Source organism: Pedobacter cryoconitis (genome assembly GCF_014200595.1).
Taxonomy (GTDB): Bacteria; Bacteroidota; Bacteroidia; order Sphingobacteriales; family Sphingobacteriaceae; genus Pedobacter; species Pedobacter cryoconitis_C.
The window spans coordinates 252,222-268,381 of record NZ_JACHCG010000005.1; the positions used below are offsets into that span (position 1 = coordinate 252,222).

Here is a 16,160-nt window from a genome sequence, read left to right on the forward strand (position 1 = left end):
TGCGCTGGTTTTATAATCCGTCTTCTTCGTCGTGCGCTTCATCGTCTTCTTCATCCTCATCTTCCGGCACGTAGGCTATAATCTCTTTGCCGATAGCGTTCACTTCTTCATCTTCTCCAAATAAGGGTAATGCAGTCTCAGGGTCCAGTGTCAGCCACTGCGATTCTGTATCTTTCAGGATATGACGGTATTCCTTACCATCTTTAAAAACAACATAAGTATCATTTCCTTCTGGAAATATAGCGTAGTCGATTTCACCTATAGTAATATCAAATGGTTGTTGCATGATTATTCTTTAACCGGGTATATAAATTGATAATTATTAATTCGTTGTTTTTAGCTTATTGATAAACGCTATGAATTTTGCATCTGCATAATTGGCAGCCCCTGCTTCATTGTAAGAAATCCTTCCTTCTTTATCAAATACAACTGTTGTGGGCAATGACCCTTTGAAAAGTACTTCAGGGATTTCGCTGTCTACTGCATAAACAGGTAATTGATACCCCTTTTTATCCATAAATTTTTGTGCTTTTGGCAATTGACTATCTGCATCAACCAGAATGAAAACTACATCTTTATCATTCTTAAATTTTTCGTGCAGGGCATTTACACCCGGCATCTCAGCCAGACATGGAGGGCACCAGGTTGCCCAGAAATTAAGAAAAATGACTTTTCCTTTCAATTCTCCCAGGTCAATAACCTTTCCGCTGATGTCTTTAAATTTAATTCCGGACAAATTACCCGCAGCATTAACCTGTTTATCCACTACAGCAGTATCAGGTCTGAAAAACCCAATTTTCATTAAGCCTTCCAGTACCAGCGCCTTTGCAGGCGGTACAAATAACAGCACCAGGAATAATACAATCAGAATCCCGTTAAAAATATTCTTTCGGTTAAGAATCTTATTCATGATGATATAATGTTTATAAAATTAATCCTATTTTGCAGTAGTCAAAGCCCTGAAGAAGCAAACAACAGAAACTCCAAACGATGTACAGTGAAGAAAATTATTCCGTTAATACTCTTGCTAAGTTCAGCTTTAGCTTGCACAAACAAAGATACGAAAATGGAAACTTATAAATGGCCCGCAGCAAAAGCGCCGGTAGCAGAAATCAAACCTAAACGACGTGTTTTACATGGTGATACGGTTATCGATAATTATTACTGGATGATTGATTATTTTAAAAAAGGGCCGGACAGTACAAAAACGATCGATTATCTCAACGCCGAAAATGCTTATCTCGACAAGATGATGAGTGGTACAAAAACGTTACAAGCGAATCTCTTCAAAGAGTTAAAAGGCCGCATCAAAGAAAAAGATGAGTCTGTTCCGGTATTTAAAAATGGATATTTCTATTATTCCAGAACTGAAGAAGGAAAACAGTATTCTAAGTTTTGCCGCAAAAAGGGGACATTGGACGCTAAAGAAGAAATTCTGCTCGATATTGACGAACTGGCTAAAGGACTTCCCTACTATTCAGCTACCGGATACAGTATAAGTCCTGATAATAAATTACTTGCTTATGGAGTTGATCAGGTTTCCAGACGTCAGTATACTATTCTGATCAAGAACCTGGAAACCGGTGAGCTATTAAAAGATAGCATTCCTAATACAGAGGGTGATGCCGTTTGGGCAGCAGATAATAAAACCTTGTTTTACACTTCAAAAAATGCAAAAACCCTCCTTAGTGAGAAAATCAAAAGACATAAACTAGGAACAGCAGCCACTAAAGATGTGGTTGTTTACCAGGAAAAAGATAAATCCAACTATATTGGTGTAGGTAAATCAAAATCCGGAAAATATATCTTCATCTATTCTTCTGCTACTTTATCTGCCGAAGAGAGACTGATCCCTTCAGATCAGCCTGATGCTGAATTCAAAGTATTTCAACCCAGAATTAAAGATGTACTTTACAATGTAACTGCTTTAGCCGATAAGTTTCTGATTGTAACCAACTGGAACGCTAAAAACTTCCGTTTAATGGAATGTCCTCTTGATCAAACGGGAAAGGAAAACTGGAAAGAGGTAATTCCACACCGCAAAGATGTTCTTTTGGAAGATGTGGAGGGCTTTAAAGATTTTATTGTGGTTTCAGAGCGTAAAAATGGTCTGGCCCAGTTACGCATCCGTAAATTAAACGGCACTGAACATTATATAGATTTCGGTGAGCCCACTTATAATGCTTCTGTTGGCAATAATCCAGAATACAATAGTGAAAAGCTCCGCTATATCTATACTTCCATGACTACACCGGTGTCTGTTTATGACTATCACATGGATACTAAAGAAAAGCAACTGATGAAGCAACAAGAGATTGTAGGTGGTTATAATAAGGACGAATATACAACAGAGCGTCTTTATGCGACCGCCAAAGACGGCACACAGGTTCCAATCTCATTAGTGTATAAAAACGGGCTTAAAAAGGATGGTAACGCGCCTTTGCTGCTCTATGCTTATGGTTCATATGGCCATAGCATGGACGCTTCGTTTTCTTCCGGCAACCTGAGCCTGCTGAACAGAGGCTTCGTTTTTGCCATTGCACATATTCGCGGTGGACAGGAAATGGGCAGACAGTGGTATGAAGACGGAAAGCTGATGAAAAAGATGAATACTTTTACCGATTTCATTGATTGCGGGAACTTCCTGATTGAAAAAAAATATACAAGCTCAGCGCACCTTTATGCACAGGGTGGTAGTGCCGGCGGCCTGCTCATGGGTGCTATAATAAATCTTGCACCTGAGCTATGGCATGGGGTAATTGCCCAGGTCCCATTCGTAGACGTGGTAAATACCATGCTTGATGAGAGTATTCCGTTAACCACAAATGAATTTGACGAGTGGGGAAATCCTAAAAACGCCGATGCTTACCATTATATGAAGAGTTACTCTCCATATGAGAACATCGAAGCCAAACAGTATCCAAACATGCTGGTCACAACTGGTCTGCATGACAGCCAGGTTCAATATTTCGAGCCTGCTAAATGGGTCGCGAAGTTAAGGGCAACTAAAACAGACAAAAATGTACTGCTGCTGAAAACGGACATGGATTTTGGACATGGCGGCGCATCCGGAAGGTTCGATTATCTTAAAGATATTGCCCTGAACTATGCATTCCTGTTAAGTCTGGAGAATATCAGTAAATAATAAAAAACCCTGTTTTCTGTATAAATCCTTTAAATGGAAATACAGGAAACAGGGTTATTTTTCAGAAAGGAGTATAAACTCCCTTGCTGGTTAGATCAATTCAACGCTTCTGTTAACGAACGCTGTTAATTCAGCACCAGTAAGCATTCCTTGAGAAAGTAAAGCTAAATCTACAGCCTGTTTAGCTAATGCACTTTGCTCTTCGCTATTTTCAGTTTGTAAAATCTTATTCACCAGCTTATGGTTACCATTGATCGCAACTTTATAGCTATCAGGCATGCTACCATAGAAGCTCATTCCACCGCCCATTTGAGCCATGTCTTTCATTCTTCTCATGAACTCATCCATAGTTACTGTTACAGGGAATTCTTCTGGGTGTAAGCCAACAATTTCCACCTGGAAGCCTGGTTTAACAATTGCTTTCTCAAAAACGTCTTTCACTTTTGCAGATTGCTCGTCAGTCAATACTGATTCTACAACCTCATCTTTTTCAATCAGTTTGCTTGCAACACTAGAATCCACACGTTTTAATAACGTTTTCTCTAATTTCTGCTCTAAAGAGGTCACAAAGTGATTATCGATTGCTGAGTTCATCAACAGGACATCGTAATCTTTTTTGTTTGCCGACTGGATAAAACCATCTTGTTTAGCAGGATCGTTTGTATAAATATAAACTACCTGACCATTTTTATCAGTCTGGATATCTTTTACTTTTGCATGGTATTCCTCAAGCGTAAAGTTCTCATTTTTAGTATTGGTTACTAAAGCGAAATCTTTTGCTTTATCATAGAATTTCTCTTCGCTAACCATTCCGTATTTTACGAAAAGGCCGATATCACCCCATTTCTCTTCATAAGCCTTACGGTCTTTATTGAAAAGCTCACCTAATTTATCAGCTACTTTCTTAGTGATATAGCTATTGATTTTTTTCACATTGCTGTCTGCCTGAAGGAAACTTCTGGAAACGTTCAACGGGATATCAGGAGAATCGATTACACCATGCAATAACATTAAGAATTCAGGTACGATATCTTTTACTTCATCAGTAATAAATACCTGGCGGCTGAATAACTTGATTTTGTTGCGTTGCATATCAAAATCGTTCTTCACTTTAGGGAAGTATAAAACACCTGTTAAGTTGAAAGGATAGTCTACATTCAGGTGAATCCAGAATAAAGGATCTTCTCCGAAAGGATATAATTGTTTATAGAAATCCAGATAATCCTGATCTGACAAATCAGCAGGTGCTTTAGTCCAGATCGGATCAGTAGTGTTGATGATGTTATCAGTTTCAACACTTACTGTTTTAGGCTTTCCTTCTTCATCTTCACCGTCAGGAATCTCCTGAGTTTTTGTACCGAATTTAATTGGCACTGGTAAGAATTTACCGTATTTATCTAAGATCTCTTCTAATTTATGCTGACTAAGGAATTCAGCTGATTCTTCATTGATATGAAGGATAATTTCTGTTCCGCGGGTAGTACGTGAACCTTCAGTAATCTCATAAGAGGTACTTCCGTCACAAACCCAACGTGCTGGTTCTGCGCCTTCCTGGTAAGATAAAGTCTGAATTTCAACTAAATCAGATACCATAAATGCAGAGTAGAAACCTAATCCGAATTTACCAATGATCTCATTGGCATCTTTAGCGTCTTTAAATTTCTCTACGAATTCACTAGCACCAGAGAAAGCAACCTGATTGATATATTTCTTAATCTCTTCAGCGGTCATCCCCAAGCCATTATCACTGATTGTGATTGTCTTTTTTTCCACATCAAGCGCAACTTCTACTAAAGGATTGCCCAACTCACCGTTGTATTGTCCTAATGCAGCCAGACGTTTGATTTTTTGTACCGCATCAACCGCATTTGAAACCAGCTCACGCAGGAATATCTCATTGTCTGAGTACAGGAATTTCTTAATAATAGGAAAAATGTTTTCGGTATGTATGGAAATACTCCCTTTTTCTTCTATGCTCATATGTTAACTCATTTTTAAGTACATAACGGCTTTATCAAGGGATGTTCCAATTTCATTTTAGTTGTCAAATTGACAGTCTGATTTAATTTTCGTAAGCTTACTCTGTAAATTATAGCTTCAACCAGATATATGAACATTGACCTCTATAAAAAACTATATACTGAAGGACTTATCAGTGAACAAACACTGGAAAAGGTGGTTGAAAAAGATAAAAGCCCTTTATTCTCCTTACACTGGGAGCTGAAAACTCTTTTATACCTCGGGGTTACACTTTTAAGCACAGGTCTGGGAATTCTGATCTATAAAAACATTGATACGATCGGTCATCAGTTCATCTTGTTATTTATAGCAGCAATCTGCACAGGCAGTTTCTTTTACTGCGTTAAAAACAGAAAACCTTTTAGCAGGGAAAAAGTCAGATCTCCCGGTTCATTTTATGATTATATCTTATTATTGGGTTGTCTGAGCCTGCTGAGTTTTCTGGGCTATCTTCAATTTCAATACCGTGTTTTTGGTGATAATTATGGCCTTGCAACATTTATTCCGATGCTCGTGCTATTCTATGTGGCTTATGAATTTGACCATATCGGCGTGCTGAGTATGGGCATTACTAACCTGGCTATCTGGCTGGGCGCAACCATTACGCCATTTGCCATGCTTTCAAATGGGCTGTACAGCAGTAATCCTTTAATTATCCCTTATCTCTTTTTAGGGCTGTTGTTATTAACTGCGGCTTACCTTTCTGAACGGTACAACTTCAAAAGGCATTTTAAATTCACTTATCAGAATTTTGGAGTAAATATCTCTTTTATTGCACTTTTTACCGGTTATTTCAGTTTTTACGAGCATCCTTTAAGCTTTCTGTGGTTAATTGCGGTACTTATACTGGCTTTTATCCTGTACCGGGATGCCTTAAAAAATAAATCGTTCTATTTTCTGGTGCTGGTTATCTTATATGCTTATGTAGCAATCAGCACCCTTGTAGTCAGAATGCTGTTCAATATAGATTCAGAAGCTGCTTTTGTGACAGGGTTACTCTATTTTATCGGATCGGCAATCGGTTTAATCATTGTACTGATCCGGCTGAACAAAAAAATTAAAGAAATATGATCATCTACAATAAAACATGGCTGACCAACCTGAATATACAAGATCAGGTTAATTCCTCTCTGGCTGCGGGTGACCTGACTAAAGAGGAATTTAAAAATATAGAAAAAGCTTATCCGGTTGGATTTTATTCTCCCAATATCTTTGTCAGATCAGGATTATTTCTGCTAACCTGTGTGATTGCTTTGTTCGGGGGCTGTTTACTGACCTATATCTGCTGGGATTCGGTGGTAACCTCCCATGGTGGTGCATGGGTACTTTTTTTAGGCCTGATCAGTTATATCGCACTGGAAGTGGTTGTGAAAAACAAACATCATTTCAGATCTGGTGCTGATGACGCCCTGATCTGGATTTCGGGCGGCCTGTTTTGTGTGGCCTTTACCTGGCTGACATTCACTATGGCCTGGGATTTCAACACCACCATGAACACAGCAGTCTCTATGGCTGCTTTTACACTTTTTCTGAGCTTATTCCTGACAGTAAGATTTGCAGACAGCCTGATGGCCTTATTTTGCTTTTTAACAGCCTTAGTACTTGCGGTACTGTTAGCGATTGTGCACCTTTCTTTTGGTAAGGCGATACTTCCGTTTTTAGTCATGCTGCTTTCTGCTCTGGTTTATTATTTTTCCTGGTCTAAAAGCAGTAGTCCAAAATTTATTTATTATCGGCATTGTCTCCGCTTCGTGCAAACAGGCAGCTTACTTACTTTATACCTGGCTGGCAATTATTATGTAGTTCAGGAATTAGGCAATCAACTTTATGCTTATACCACTTTTGGACCATACAAAGTTCCTTATCCGGTCTTTTTCTGGCCATGGACTATTCTTGTCCCTTTTATCTATACAGGCCTGGGCCTTTATAAAAAGAATGTGATTTTACTGCGTACAGGATTGATTCTGATCGCCATAGCCGCGGTTACTTTTAAAAATTATTACCATGTACTGCCTATAGAGGGCACACTTGTTTTAATTGGACTGGTTACCATTGGAGGCTCTTATTGGGCAATCAGGTATCTTAAAACACCTAAAAAGGGCTTTACTTCCGAAGAGTTAAGTGAAGATACCATCCCTGGCGGGGTTAACGTGGAATCACTGATTATTGCAAGCACTCAGCTGGATACGCCTTCGGGAACAGAGAGCCGCTTTGGTGGTGGAGATTTCGGTGGTGGAGGCTCTTCTTCAAATTTTTAAGAAAGAATATTACAATTGGTTAGCAATGTTCTTCTGTATCTTTGCATAGAATGGAATATAATGTACACACACTGCCTAATGGCATTCGTCTTCTTCACGTACCCTCTGCATCAGCGATCTCTCACGCTTGTATTATTGTAAATAGCGGTTCGCGCGATGAAACTGAAAGCCAGGCTGGACTTGCCCATTTTATTGAGCATTTAATCTTTAAACGCACAGAAAAAAGGAATACAAACCAGATCCTGAACAGACTGGAGAGTGTTGGGGCAGATTTAAATGCCTATACAACCAAAGAATATACCTGTATCCACGCTTCTTTTTTACATCCTTATCTGGATAGAACGCTGGAACTTTTTAATGATATCGTATTCCATTCTACTTTTCCTGAAGAGGAAATGGAAAAGGAAAAAGGAGTAATCTTAGATGAGATCGCATCCTACCTTGATCAGCCTGAAGAAGCTATCTATGATGATTTTGAGGATATGGTATTCGCTGATCATGCCTTAGGCAGAAATATTCTGGGAACGACTGAAAGTGTAGATCGGCTTTCTCAGCAGGATATTAAAGATTTTATCGCTGCTAATTACCATACCGATAAAATTGTCGTTGCTGTTCTGGGAGATTATTCTTTGCCTAAAGCGGTTAAAATATTCACGAAGTATTATGAGGGAATCCCTCAAAATCTACATCAGGACAATAGAAAAGCTCCTTCTAAATCACCGGTAATTACCCGTATAGATCAAAAACCGATTATGCAGGCACATACCATGATTGGCTCTACAGCTTATTCTTTACACCACCCTTTTAAAACGGGCTTGCTGTTGTTGAATAACCTGTTATGTGGCACTGGAATGAGTTCTATCCTGAATTTACAGATCAGAGAAAAACATGGGATTGCTTACAGCATAGAATCGGGGTACAGTCCTTTGAGTGATACGGGCATTTTTACCTTGTATTTTGGTACGGATAAAGAAAAAGTAAACAGGGCACAGTCACTTATTTACAAAGAGTTTAAAAAGATCAGAGAAAATCCTTTAACAGAGGTGCAATTACAAAAAGCCAAGAATAAATTCATCGGACAAATTGCCCTTGGAGAAGAAAATAGAATAGGATTAATTGTTTCTATGGCAAAAAGCCTGATTGATTACAATAAAATAGATAGTCTGGAAACTGTTTTTCAAAAAATACAAGCCGTAAATACACAGGATATGGCACAGATTGCTGATGAAATCCTGGATGAAAAAAACCTCAGTGTCTTAACCTTTTACCCTTTAGCTTAAGAGCCAGTTTGAAACAGGCGCTAATATTTGTACTTTTGTAATATACTTTGTTACTGTTAATAAGCAGTGACAAGATAAATACATATTGTGTGTATTTAAACAGGTCAAAAAAAATTATATAGATGAAATTACCAATTGTAGCTTATGGAGATCCGGTTTTAAGGAAGGTATGTGAAAGCATAGATGAAAACTATCCGGATTTACAAAAACTAATCAGTAATATGTTTGACACCATGTATGCAGCAAGTGGTGTTGGTTTGGCTGCGCCACAGATCGGTCTGCCAATCAGACTGTTCATTGTGGATACTGGTGAAGACGAAGATGGAAAGCAAGGTTTCAAAAGAGTATTTATCAATGCTGTGATTTTGGAAGAAACCGGTGAGCCATGGGCTTTTACGGAAGGATGTCTGAGTCTCCCTGAAATCAGAGAGGATGTATTACGCAAACCAAATATCAAAGTCCAGTACTATGACGAAAACTGGGAATTGCATGAAGAAGCACTTTCAGGTATGCCTGCACGTGTTGTACAGCATGAATATGACCATATAGAAGGTAAGTTGTTCACTGATACCCTAAGTCTGTTGCGTAAGACCATGCTGAAGTCTAAACTGGATTCAATTTCAAGAGGTGATATTCACGCAGATTACAGAATGAAGTTCCCAAAACAACGCAATAAGAAACGCTAGTTATTATTGTTTTGTCTGCTTTTATCCCCGCTAAAAATCTGCTGCATGAGCTTGCCCCAGGCAAATGGATTTAATAATGGGTTAGATTGTACCAGATTTTTATTCAGTTCTCTTTCCTGATCTATACGGAAATTAGTTGAAGATATCTCTCCAGCATCCCTGGGGAGATATTGAATTTTTCCATTAATAGAGCGTGAAGACATATTTTTCCGCGCAATTTCCATATCATCATCAGCGACTTTCATCGCCAGAAAATCTTTCGTAAACTCTTCTATGGTAGCCCATGGATAAACGCGTACAGCAGGAAGGTAAACGATTTCTGATTTCATTTTTACCATCGCAGTATACTTTGAGTCTTTAATATCAGCCGGAATAAGAACGACTTTGTCAGTGTATCCTATAGCGTTGTAAATCAAAGTATCCCCCGGATGGGCTACAAAAGAAAAATAACCTTTATAATTGGCAGCATAACGCTGATCCTGGTTAGTTTTATTCGTTATAGTCACGTAAGGGACAACAAAACTACTGTCCCTGTCTGTTATAATACCAGAAAATTGGATCAATTTCTTCCCTGAAGGCGTTTGTTGTGCAAACAGCCCCGCAGTAAAAAAAATCAAAACGACCGTAAAGATGTATTTCATCGTACAAAAATAACTGTAATTCTTACAGTGACTAGTTAAAATTTGTTAAATGGCTAAACTGATTCAGTCAGGTTAATAGCTTCAACCGCAGTAATTTGTGGTACTGCTTTCATAATAGCCTGCTCGATTCCTGCTTTCATGGTCATAAAACTCATTTTGCAAGATCCGCAGTTCCCCAATAACTTCAATTTAACGACATTGTCCGGCGTAATTTCTTCTATCGCAACATCACCACCATCAGCCTTAAGATAAGGACGGATGGTTTCTAATGCTTGTTCTACTTGTTCTTTTAAATCCATGATATATTTTAAAATATAAATTTACTAATTTTTTAGCAATCTGACCGCAACGCATTATTAATTGCAATCTGCTGCGCAATCTTTCCTGCCATTTCTGCAAATGCAATTGAAGTCTGACTCTCTTTATCCATTGCAATAGGCGTACCACTATCTCCACCTTCTGTAATTCCCTGAACAAGAGGTATTTCACCTAAGAAAGGTACGTCAAAAGAAGCTGCCAGAGCCTTTCCGCCGTCTTTCCCGAAAATATAATACTTGTTTTCAGGCAATTCTGCCGGGGTAAAATAAGCCATATTCTCAATTACTCCTAATACCGGGATATTAATACCTGGCATTCTGAACATGGCAAGCCCTTTTCTGGTATCCGCTAAAGCTACTTGCTGTGGAGTAGTCACTATTACTGCACCTGCAATCGGGAAACTTTGGGTAATGGTGATATGAATATCCCCGGTTCCAGGAGGAAGATCCACAATCAGGTAATCCAGTTCGCCCCAATCTGCATCATTGAACAATTGTTTAATTGCATTGGACGCCATCGGGCCACGCCAGGGTACAGGCTGGTCAGGATCGGCAAAAAATCCTAATGACAATAACTTGATACCGTATTTTTCAATTGGCAGAATCAATGTTTTTCCTTCTGCTGTTTCTCTTGCACTTGGCTTAGCCCCTAAAAGACCAAACATTGTTGGCACCGAAGGCCCATAAATATCTGCATCAATTAAACCAACTTTAGCGCCGTCTGCTGCAAGGGTAACAGCAAGGTTACTCGCCACGGTAGATTTTCCTACTCCGCCTTTACCTGATGAGACCAGAATGATATTTTTAATATCTTTCAGCTGGGTAGTATCATTTGGCTTAGTTACTCTTGAAGTAATTTTTATATTTATTTCTGCCTCTTTGTCTACAAAATGCTTGATGGCATTAAGGCAGGCATTTTTAAGCATATCCTTCATTGGACAGGCTGGAGTGGTCAGTTCTAAGGTGAAACTAATTTTTTTATCTTCGATGCTCAGCTCTTTAATCATGTTCAATGTGACCAGATCTTTTTTAAGATCAGGGTCTTCGACATTTCTTAAAGCAGCTAAAACTTGTTCGTTGCTAATATTCATTGCCCAAAATTAACAAAAGGACGTTACAATTAATTGATTTTAGGCTTTTTAAGTGTAATTTTAACACGAAATAAACATTTGCATTTAACGTTAAGCAATTAAACATCTATTTTACAGCATGCGTCTTCCAAAAATAAACATCCCTAAAAAATACATCAAAGCAGGTGCATGGGTTCTAGGGGTATTTCTTGTATTAATTGCCATCCTTGGTTCTATTGCTTACAGCAAGAGAGAAGCTCTACTCAAAAAAATGATAGCCAAAGCTATCCAGAAGGCCGATACTGATTATGGATTAGCCATAAAAATTGAGAATGCCGGCTTTAAAGGGCTGAGCACTGTACACATGAAAAACATCTCTGTAGTTCCCAAAGACCGGGATACTTTATCTACAGTTGCTGATCTTACCATTGGTGTAAAGTTATTTCCCTTACTGTTCGGAGACGTTAAACTTGCTGAGGTCGCCTTAAATACCGGTAAAGTCAGCATCGTATTGAAAGATAGTCTGACTAACCTTGATTTTATCCTCAAAAGGAAAAAGAAAGATAAAAAAGATAATAAAGCAAAAATAGATCTGAGTGAAATTGCGCATGATATCCTCAACCAGGTACTGAATAAAATCCCGGATGACATGGAGATGAAGAACCTGGTGTTCACCTTGAATGATAATGATACTGCAAAACTGAATTTCCTGACTACAACAGCTACAATTGACGGGGGAGATTTGAAATCAACCATTCTGGTCAATAATGATGAGGCAACCTGGCATATTGATGGTAAACTGAAACCGGGTAAAAAACAAATGGATGTGCTGTTCTTTGCGGATGGTAAAAAAGTCGAATTACCTTACCTGGAAAATAAACTGCATGCAAAACTTAGTTTCGATACGGTCAGAACCGAAATGAGAAGCGCTGAATATAGTGGTGATAATTTCAAGATTTCCGGGTCCTGGTCGGTTAAAAACCTATTGATTAACCATACTAAGATCGCTTCTAACGATATTATAGTCAAGAATGCCAAGATTGATGCAGATATGCTGATCGGGCCAAATTTCGTGGCTCTGGACAGCACTTCAACGGTATTCCTTAAAGATGCCGCGATTCACCCTTATTTGAAATATACGCTTTCTCCGAACAAAATTTATGAAGTGAAACTTCATGCGGATGAACAGGATGCCCAAGCGGTTTTAAATGCTTTTCCAGAAGGTTTATTTGAATCACTGGACGGATTACAGGTGAAGGGAAAGATTAAATATGATCTTAATTTTTACCTGGACAGCAGTACACCGGATAGTTTAAAGTTTAATTCTACACTAACACCTTACAATTTTAAAATCGTCAAATGGGGTAAATTAAACCTGCAAAAGATTAATGAGACCTTTGTATATACCCCTTATGAGTACGGAAAACCGATGCGTGATATCACAATCGGGCCTTCTAATCCTAATTACACCCCACTTTCTGAGATCTCCAGTAATTTCAAAAATGCACTATTGACCTCTGAAGACCCTTCATTTTATACACACAAAGGTTTTGTTGAAGAATCTATCCGTAAATCTTTCGTGATTAATTTCAAGGAGAAGAAGTTTGTCAGGGGAGGAAGTACGATTTCAATGCAGCTTGTGAAAAATGTATTCTTAAGCAGACAAAAAACACTTGCACGTAAAGCGGAAGAAATTCTAATTGTCTGGTTAATCGAGAATAACCGCCTGGTTAGTAAACAGAGAATGCTTGAGGTCTATTTCAATATTATTGAAATGGGTAAAAATATTTATGGAATAGGAGAAGCATCACGCCAGTATTTTGGAAAAAGCCCATCGCAATTGAGTATTGGAGAGGGTATATTCCTGGCTAATATTGTTCCGCGCCCAAAAATAGCAATGTTCAAGTTTCGGGGTGATGGTGGGTTAAAAGACTATATGCTGCCTTATTTCAGGTATATGGGCAGGATCATGGCCAAGCGTGGCTTGACACCTGCCGATACCAGTGGTTATGGTTTTTATAACGTAAGATTAAGAGAAGGTTTACGCCGTTACCTGCTGCCGGATTCGGCAAAAGTTGACACTGCTGCCTTTGATACAGATACTGATGCGCCTGTTAAAATGCAGGATGAATCAAAAAATCTTTTTGACAGGTTATTTGGCAGGTCTAAAAAAGAGAAGGATACAACAAGCAAACAATTAACAGTACAGGATACCGTAAAAAAAACAAGAAAAGAATTGCGAAGAGAAAGGCGGGAAAAACGACGTCTGGAAAAAGAAGCCAATTAACTTCGCCATAAAGAAATGATGAATACGATAGAAGTTGGAGACAGAAAGTTCGGGATATCGATCACGAACGACCGCATTAATGCGCGTACAAAAGAAATTGCAGCACAAATCAATGCTGAATATAAAGATAAACGCCCTCTATTTATCGGGGTATTAAATGGCAGCTTCTTATTTATGGCTGATTTGCTTAAGGAAACAGAAATTCCTTGTGAAGTTGCTTTTATGAAGGTTTCCAGCTATAAAGGCGGACTAACCAGCAGCGGAGAATTAAAGGAGATATTTGGTTTGCCGGACAATCTGGAAGGCCGGCACCTGGTTTTAGTTGAAGACATTGTGGATACAGGCCTTACATTAAAATATATATTAGAAAAGGTTTATTTACAGCACCCTGCCTCTGTGCGTGTTTGCAGTATGCTTTTCAAGCCAGAAGCCATCCTTTCACCGATTAAAGAACTTGAATATGTAGGCTTTGAAATCCCGAATGAATTTGTAGTTGGCTATGGCCTGGACTATGATGAACTGGGCCGGAACCTTAAACATATTTACCGTACAATTTCCTGATCGTGATTCTTTAGCCTGATTCCCGTAAATTTTTCACAATTTTGCATCAAACATATTTTATATTTAAATGACAATACATAAAGAAGGTTATACAACCATCGCACTCTCTCTCCTTTTTATCTTCGTCCTTAATGCCATTATTGACTACAGATTTGCTGATGTCACCTGGTTAAGGTGGGCAGTGTATATTGCTTCATTCGCGTTATTCATTACGGTGCTTCAGTTTTTCAGAAACCCATCCAGACCATTCGTAACTGGCGGAAACCTGATCATCTGTCCGGCTGACGGAAAAGTCGTTGTAATTGAAGAAACTCAGGAAAATGAATATTTCAAAGACAAAAGACTACAGGTTTCTATATTTATGTCTCCTGTTAATGTACATATAAACAGAAATCCAATTGCTGGAGTTGTTAAATTCTTCAAATATCATCCTGGAAAATATCTTGCTGCATGGAATCCGAAATCTTCTACGGAAAATGAGCGTACCACAGTTGTCGTAGAACACGCAAACGGAACACCGGTACTATTCAGACAAATTGCAGGAGCACTTGCCAGAAGGATTGTATGGTATGTTAAAGAAGGTGACGTAGTAGAACAAAGCAAAGAATTTGGCTTTATTAAGTTCGGATCCCGCGTAGATATATTTCTTCCTGTTGGTACAAAAGTTAACCTGGAACTGAACCAGGTAGTTAAAGGCGGTATTACCGTGCTTGGCGAACTCGCTTAGTTCCCAGGAGCTATAACAAATAAAGAGGGTCAATAATTGATGTGTGTATAACTCAATTATTGACCCTCTTTATTTGTATCCGGTTTTTTTATAGCTTAAAAAGCTTTTCAGCCACTTTAGTGAACTCTAACAGACATCATGCAGTTTGTGATAAAGCAATCCCATTGGCAGCTTTAAATCGCTTTATTTGCAGCCTTCAAAGAATGAGTATAATCATGGATCAAGTCATAAACTTCAACGGAATTCTTAGGGGAGGAAAGATCCTGATTTTTCCAGGCTTGCTACTTTTACGAAAGTTCGTTTGGTTGTACCTGAGTAGTGGTCGGGGTGACACCAGGTTGTAAACGGGCTTTAAGCATGGCAAGTCCATGTTGTTTCAACTAGTTGTTTTGACTTGGACTTGCCATGGACTCAACTTGCTCTTACCTTGCTGTTACCCTAACGAGTACCCGGGCAGTACTCAGGCACTACCCGGCAGATATAGCTTTATTATTAAGCTATTTTGAATTTATTTACTAACAGCCCGGCCTCGTTTCGGCTGAGTCATTCCCCTGCAAATTGAAAGCTTTCAGCGCAACTTCCAGAGACATAAGAGCATCCTCCACAAGTTGATGAATTGATCCGGAGTATAATCATATACTGAATACTGAGGCAGGCACAAACAAAAAAACCTCCCCGACAAAGTCGGGAAGGCCTATATATTTTGTAGAGAAATTAAACTCTCTTAGACTTGATACGAGCTGCTTTACCAGTCAATTCACGAAGATAGAACAACTTAGCTCTACGCACCTTACCGTGACTGTTAACTTCAATTTTAGCGATGTTTGGCGAGTTGATTGGGAAGATACGCTCTACTCCAACTCCATTAGACATTTTACGAACAGTAAACGTCTCATTAGCACCTACGCTGTTACGTTGTAAGACTACACCTTGGTAAATTTGAACACGTTCTTTATTACCTTCGCGAATTTTATAGTGAACACTCACTGTATCTCCTGATTTGAATGCAGGAAACTCGTTCTTTGCGATTACCTGCTCTTCAACAAATTTTACTAAATCCATGATTTTAAGCTATTAAGCCGACTTTTTGTTGTTTAAAATCGGACTGCAATATTAGGAATTTTATTTAATAAAAAAAAGTGATTCTTGTTTTTTTTCAACATTCTTTA

15 protein-coding genes are annotated in these 16,160 nt (G+C 38.7%); 8 read left to right on the plus strand and 7 right to left on the minus strand.

The features are described 5' to 3' along the window. Positions 1-10 precede the first annotated feature (10 nt). Together HDE70_RS23575 and HDE70_RS23580 are read right to left on the minus strand one after the other, a co-directional pair. Positions 11-286, minus strand: a complete 276-nt coding sequence (locus HDE70_RS23575; protein ID WP_183892020.1) for a hypothetical protein — start codon at positions 284-286, stop codon at positions 11-13. A gap of 36 nt (positions 287-322) precedes the next feature. Continuing rightward, positions 323-910: a TlpA family protein disulfide reductase gene (locus HDE70_RS23580; protein ID WP_183892021.1), complete on the minus strand. Its 588-nt coding sequence runs from the start codon at positions 908-910 to the stop codon at positions 323-325. A gap of 156 nt (positions 911-1,066) precedes the next feature. Between HDE70_RS23580 and HDE70_RS23585 the strand changes: the two genes are divergently transcribed. Next, positions 1,067-3,145 (plus strand): S9 family peptidase, encoded by a 2,079-nt coding sequence (locus tag HDE70_RS23585; RefSeq protein ID WP_260162033.1) that lies wholly within the window; start codon positions 1,067-1,069, stop codon positions 3,143-3,145. A 90-nt stretch (positions 3,146-3,235) separates the two neighbouring features. Here HDE70_RS23585 and htpG read toward each other — a convergent pair whose 3' ends face one another. Further along, the gene (gene htpG / locus HDE70_RS23590) at positions 3,236-5,125 is read right to left on the minus strand and encodes a molecular chaperone HtpG (RefSeq protein ID WP_221270730.1); all 1,890 of its coding nucleotides are present in this window, start codon (positions 5,123-5,125) and stop codon (positions 3,236-3,238) included. Between the two features lie 129 nt (positions 5,126-5,254). On the opposite strand from htpG, the gene HDE70_RS23595 reads away from it, so the two are divergent. The 4 genes from HDE70_RS23595 to def all read left to right on the plus strand — a co-directional run bounded on the left by HDE70_RS23595 (position 5,255) and on the right by def (position 9,388). Next, positions 5,255-6,235: a DUF2157 domain-containing protein gene (locus tag HDE70_RS23595; protein ID WP_183892023.1), complete on the plus strand. Its 981-nt coding sequence runs from the start codon at positions 5,255-5,257 to the stop codon at positions 6,233-6,235. Next, positions 6,232-7,422: a hypothetical protein gene (locus HDE70_RS23600; RefSeq protein WP_183892024.1), complete on the plus strand. Its 1,191-nt coding sequence runs from the start codon at positions 6,232-6,234 to the stop codon at positions 7,420-7,422. The genes HDE70_RS23595 and HDE70_RS23600 overlap by 4 nt, the downstream gene beginning before the upstream one ends. A gap of 50 nt (positions 7,423-7,472) precedes the next feature. Then, on the plus strand, positions 7,473-8,702 hold the full coding sequence (locus HDE70_RS23605; RefSeq protein WP_183869291.1) for a M16 family metallopeptidase: 1,230 nt from the start codon (positions 7,473-7,475) through the stop codon (positions 8,700-8,702). A gap of 122 nt (positions 8,703-8,824) precedes the next feature. Next, on the plus strand, positions 8,825-9,388 hold the full coding sequence (gene def / locus HDE70_RS23610; RefSeq protein WP_183892025.1) for a peptide deformylase: 564 nt from the start codon (positions 8,825-8,827) through the stop codon (positions 9,386-9,388). On the opposite strand, the gene HDE70_RS23615 is transcribed toward def, so the two are convergent. The 3 genes from HDE70_RS23615 to HDE70_RS23625 are packed head-to-tail and all read right to left on the minus strand — an operon-like array spanning position 9,385 to position 11,437. Continuing rightward, the gene (locus HDE70_RS23615) at positions 9,385-10,029 is read right to left on the minus strand and encodes a hypothetical protein (RefSeq protein ID WP_183869289.1); all 645 of its coding nucleotides are present in this window, start codon (positions 10,027-10,029) and stop codon (positions 9,385-9,387) included. The two genes, def and HDE70_RS23615, sit on opposite strands and share 4 nt — an antisense overlap. 53 nt (positions 10,030-10,082) lie before the next feature. Beyond that, entirely contained in the window at positions 10,083-10,328 is a 246-nt protein-coding gene (locus tag HDE70_RS23620; RefSeq protein WP_183869288.1) for a NifU family protein, read from the minus strand. Positions 10,329-10,360: 32 nt separating this feature from the next. Next, positions 10,361-11,437 carry an Mrp/NBP35 family ATP-binding protein gene (locus HDE70_RS23625; protein WP_183869287.1) on the minus strand — a complete coding sequence of 359 codons (1,077 nt, stop codon included), beginning with the start codon at positions 11,435-11,437 and terminating at the stop codon, positions 10,361-10,363. A gap of 118 nt (positions 11,438-11,555) precedes the next feature. Between HDE70_RS23625 and HDE70_RS23630 the strand changes: the two genes are divergently transcribed. The 3 genes from HDE70_RS23630 (at position 11,556) to HDE70_RS23640 (ending at position 14,991) form a co-directional block, all read left to right on the plus strand. Beyond that, a complete protein-coding gene (locus HDE70_RS23630) occupies positions 11,556-13,703 on the plus strand; it encodes a transglycosylase domain-containing protein (RefSeq protein ID WP_183869286.1) in 2,148 nt (715 codons plus the stop codon). A 15-nt stretch (positions 13,704-13,718) separates the two neighbouring features. Further along, positions 13,719-14,264 (plus strand): hypoxanthine phosphoribosyltransferase, encoded by a 546-nt coding sequence (gene hpt, locus HDE70_RS23635; protein ID WP_260162037.1) that lies wholly within the window; start codon positions 13,719-13,721, stop codon positions 14,262-14,264. A gap of 67 nt (positions 14,265-14,331) precedes the next feature. Continuing rightward, the gene (locus HDE70_RS23640; protein WP_068404647.1) at positions 14,332-14,991 is read left to right on the plus strand and encodes a phosphatidylserine decarboxylase family protein; all 660 of its coding nucleotides are present in this window, start codon (positions 14,332-14,334) and stop codon (positions 14,989-14,991) included. Between the two features lie 714 nt (positions 14,992-15,705). On the opposite strand, the gene rplS is transcribed toward HDE70_RS23640, so the two are convergent. After that, entirely contained in the window at positions 15,706-16,053 is a 348-nt protein-coding gene (gene rplS / locus HDE70_RS23645) for a 50S ribosomal protein L19 (protein WP_041883657.1), read from the minus strand. Positions 16,054-16,160 lie beyond the last annotated feature (107 nt).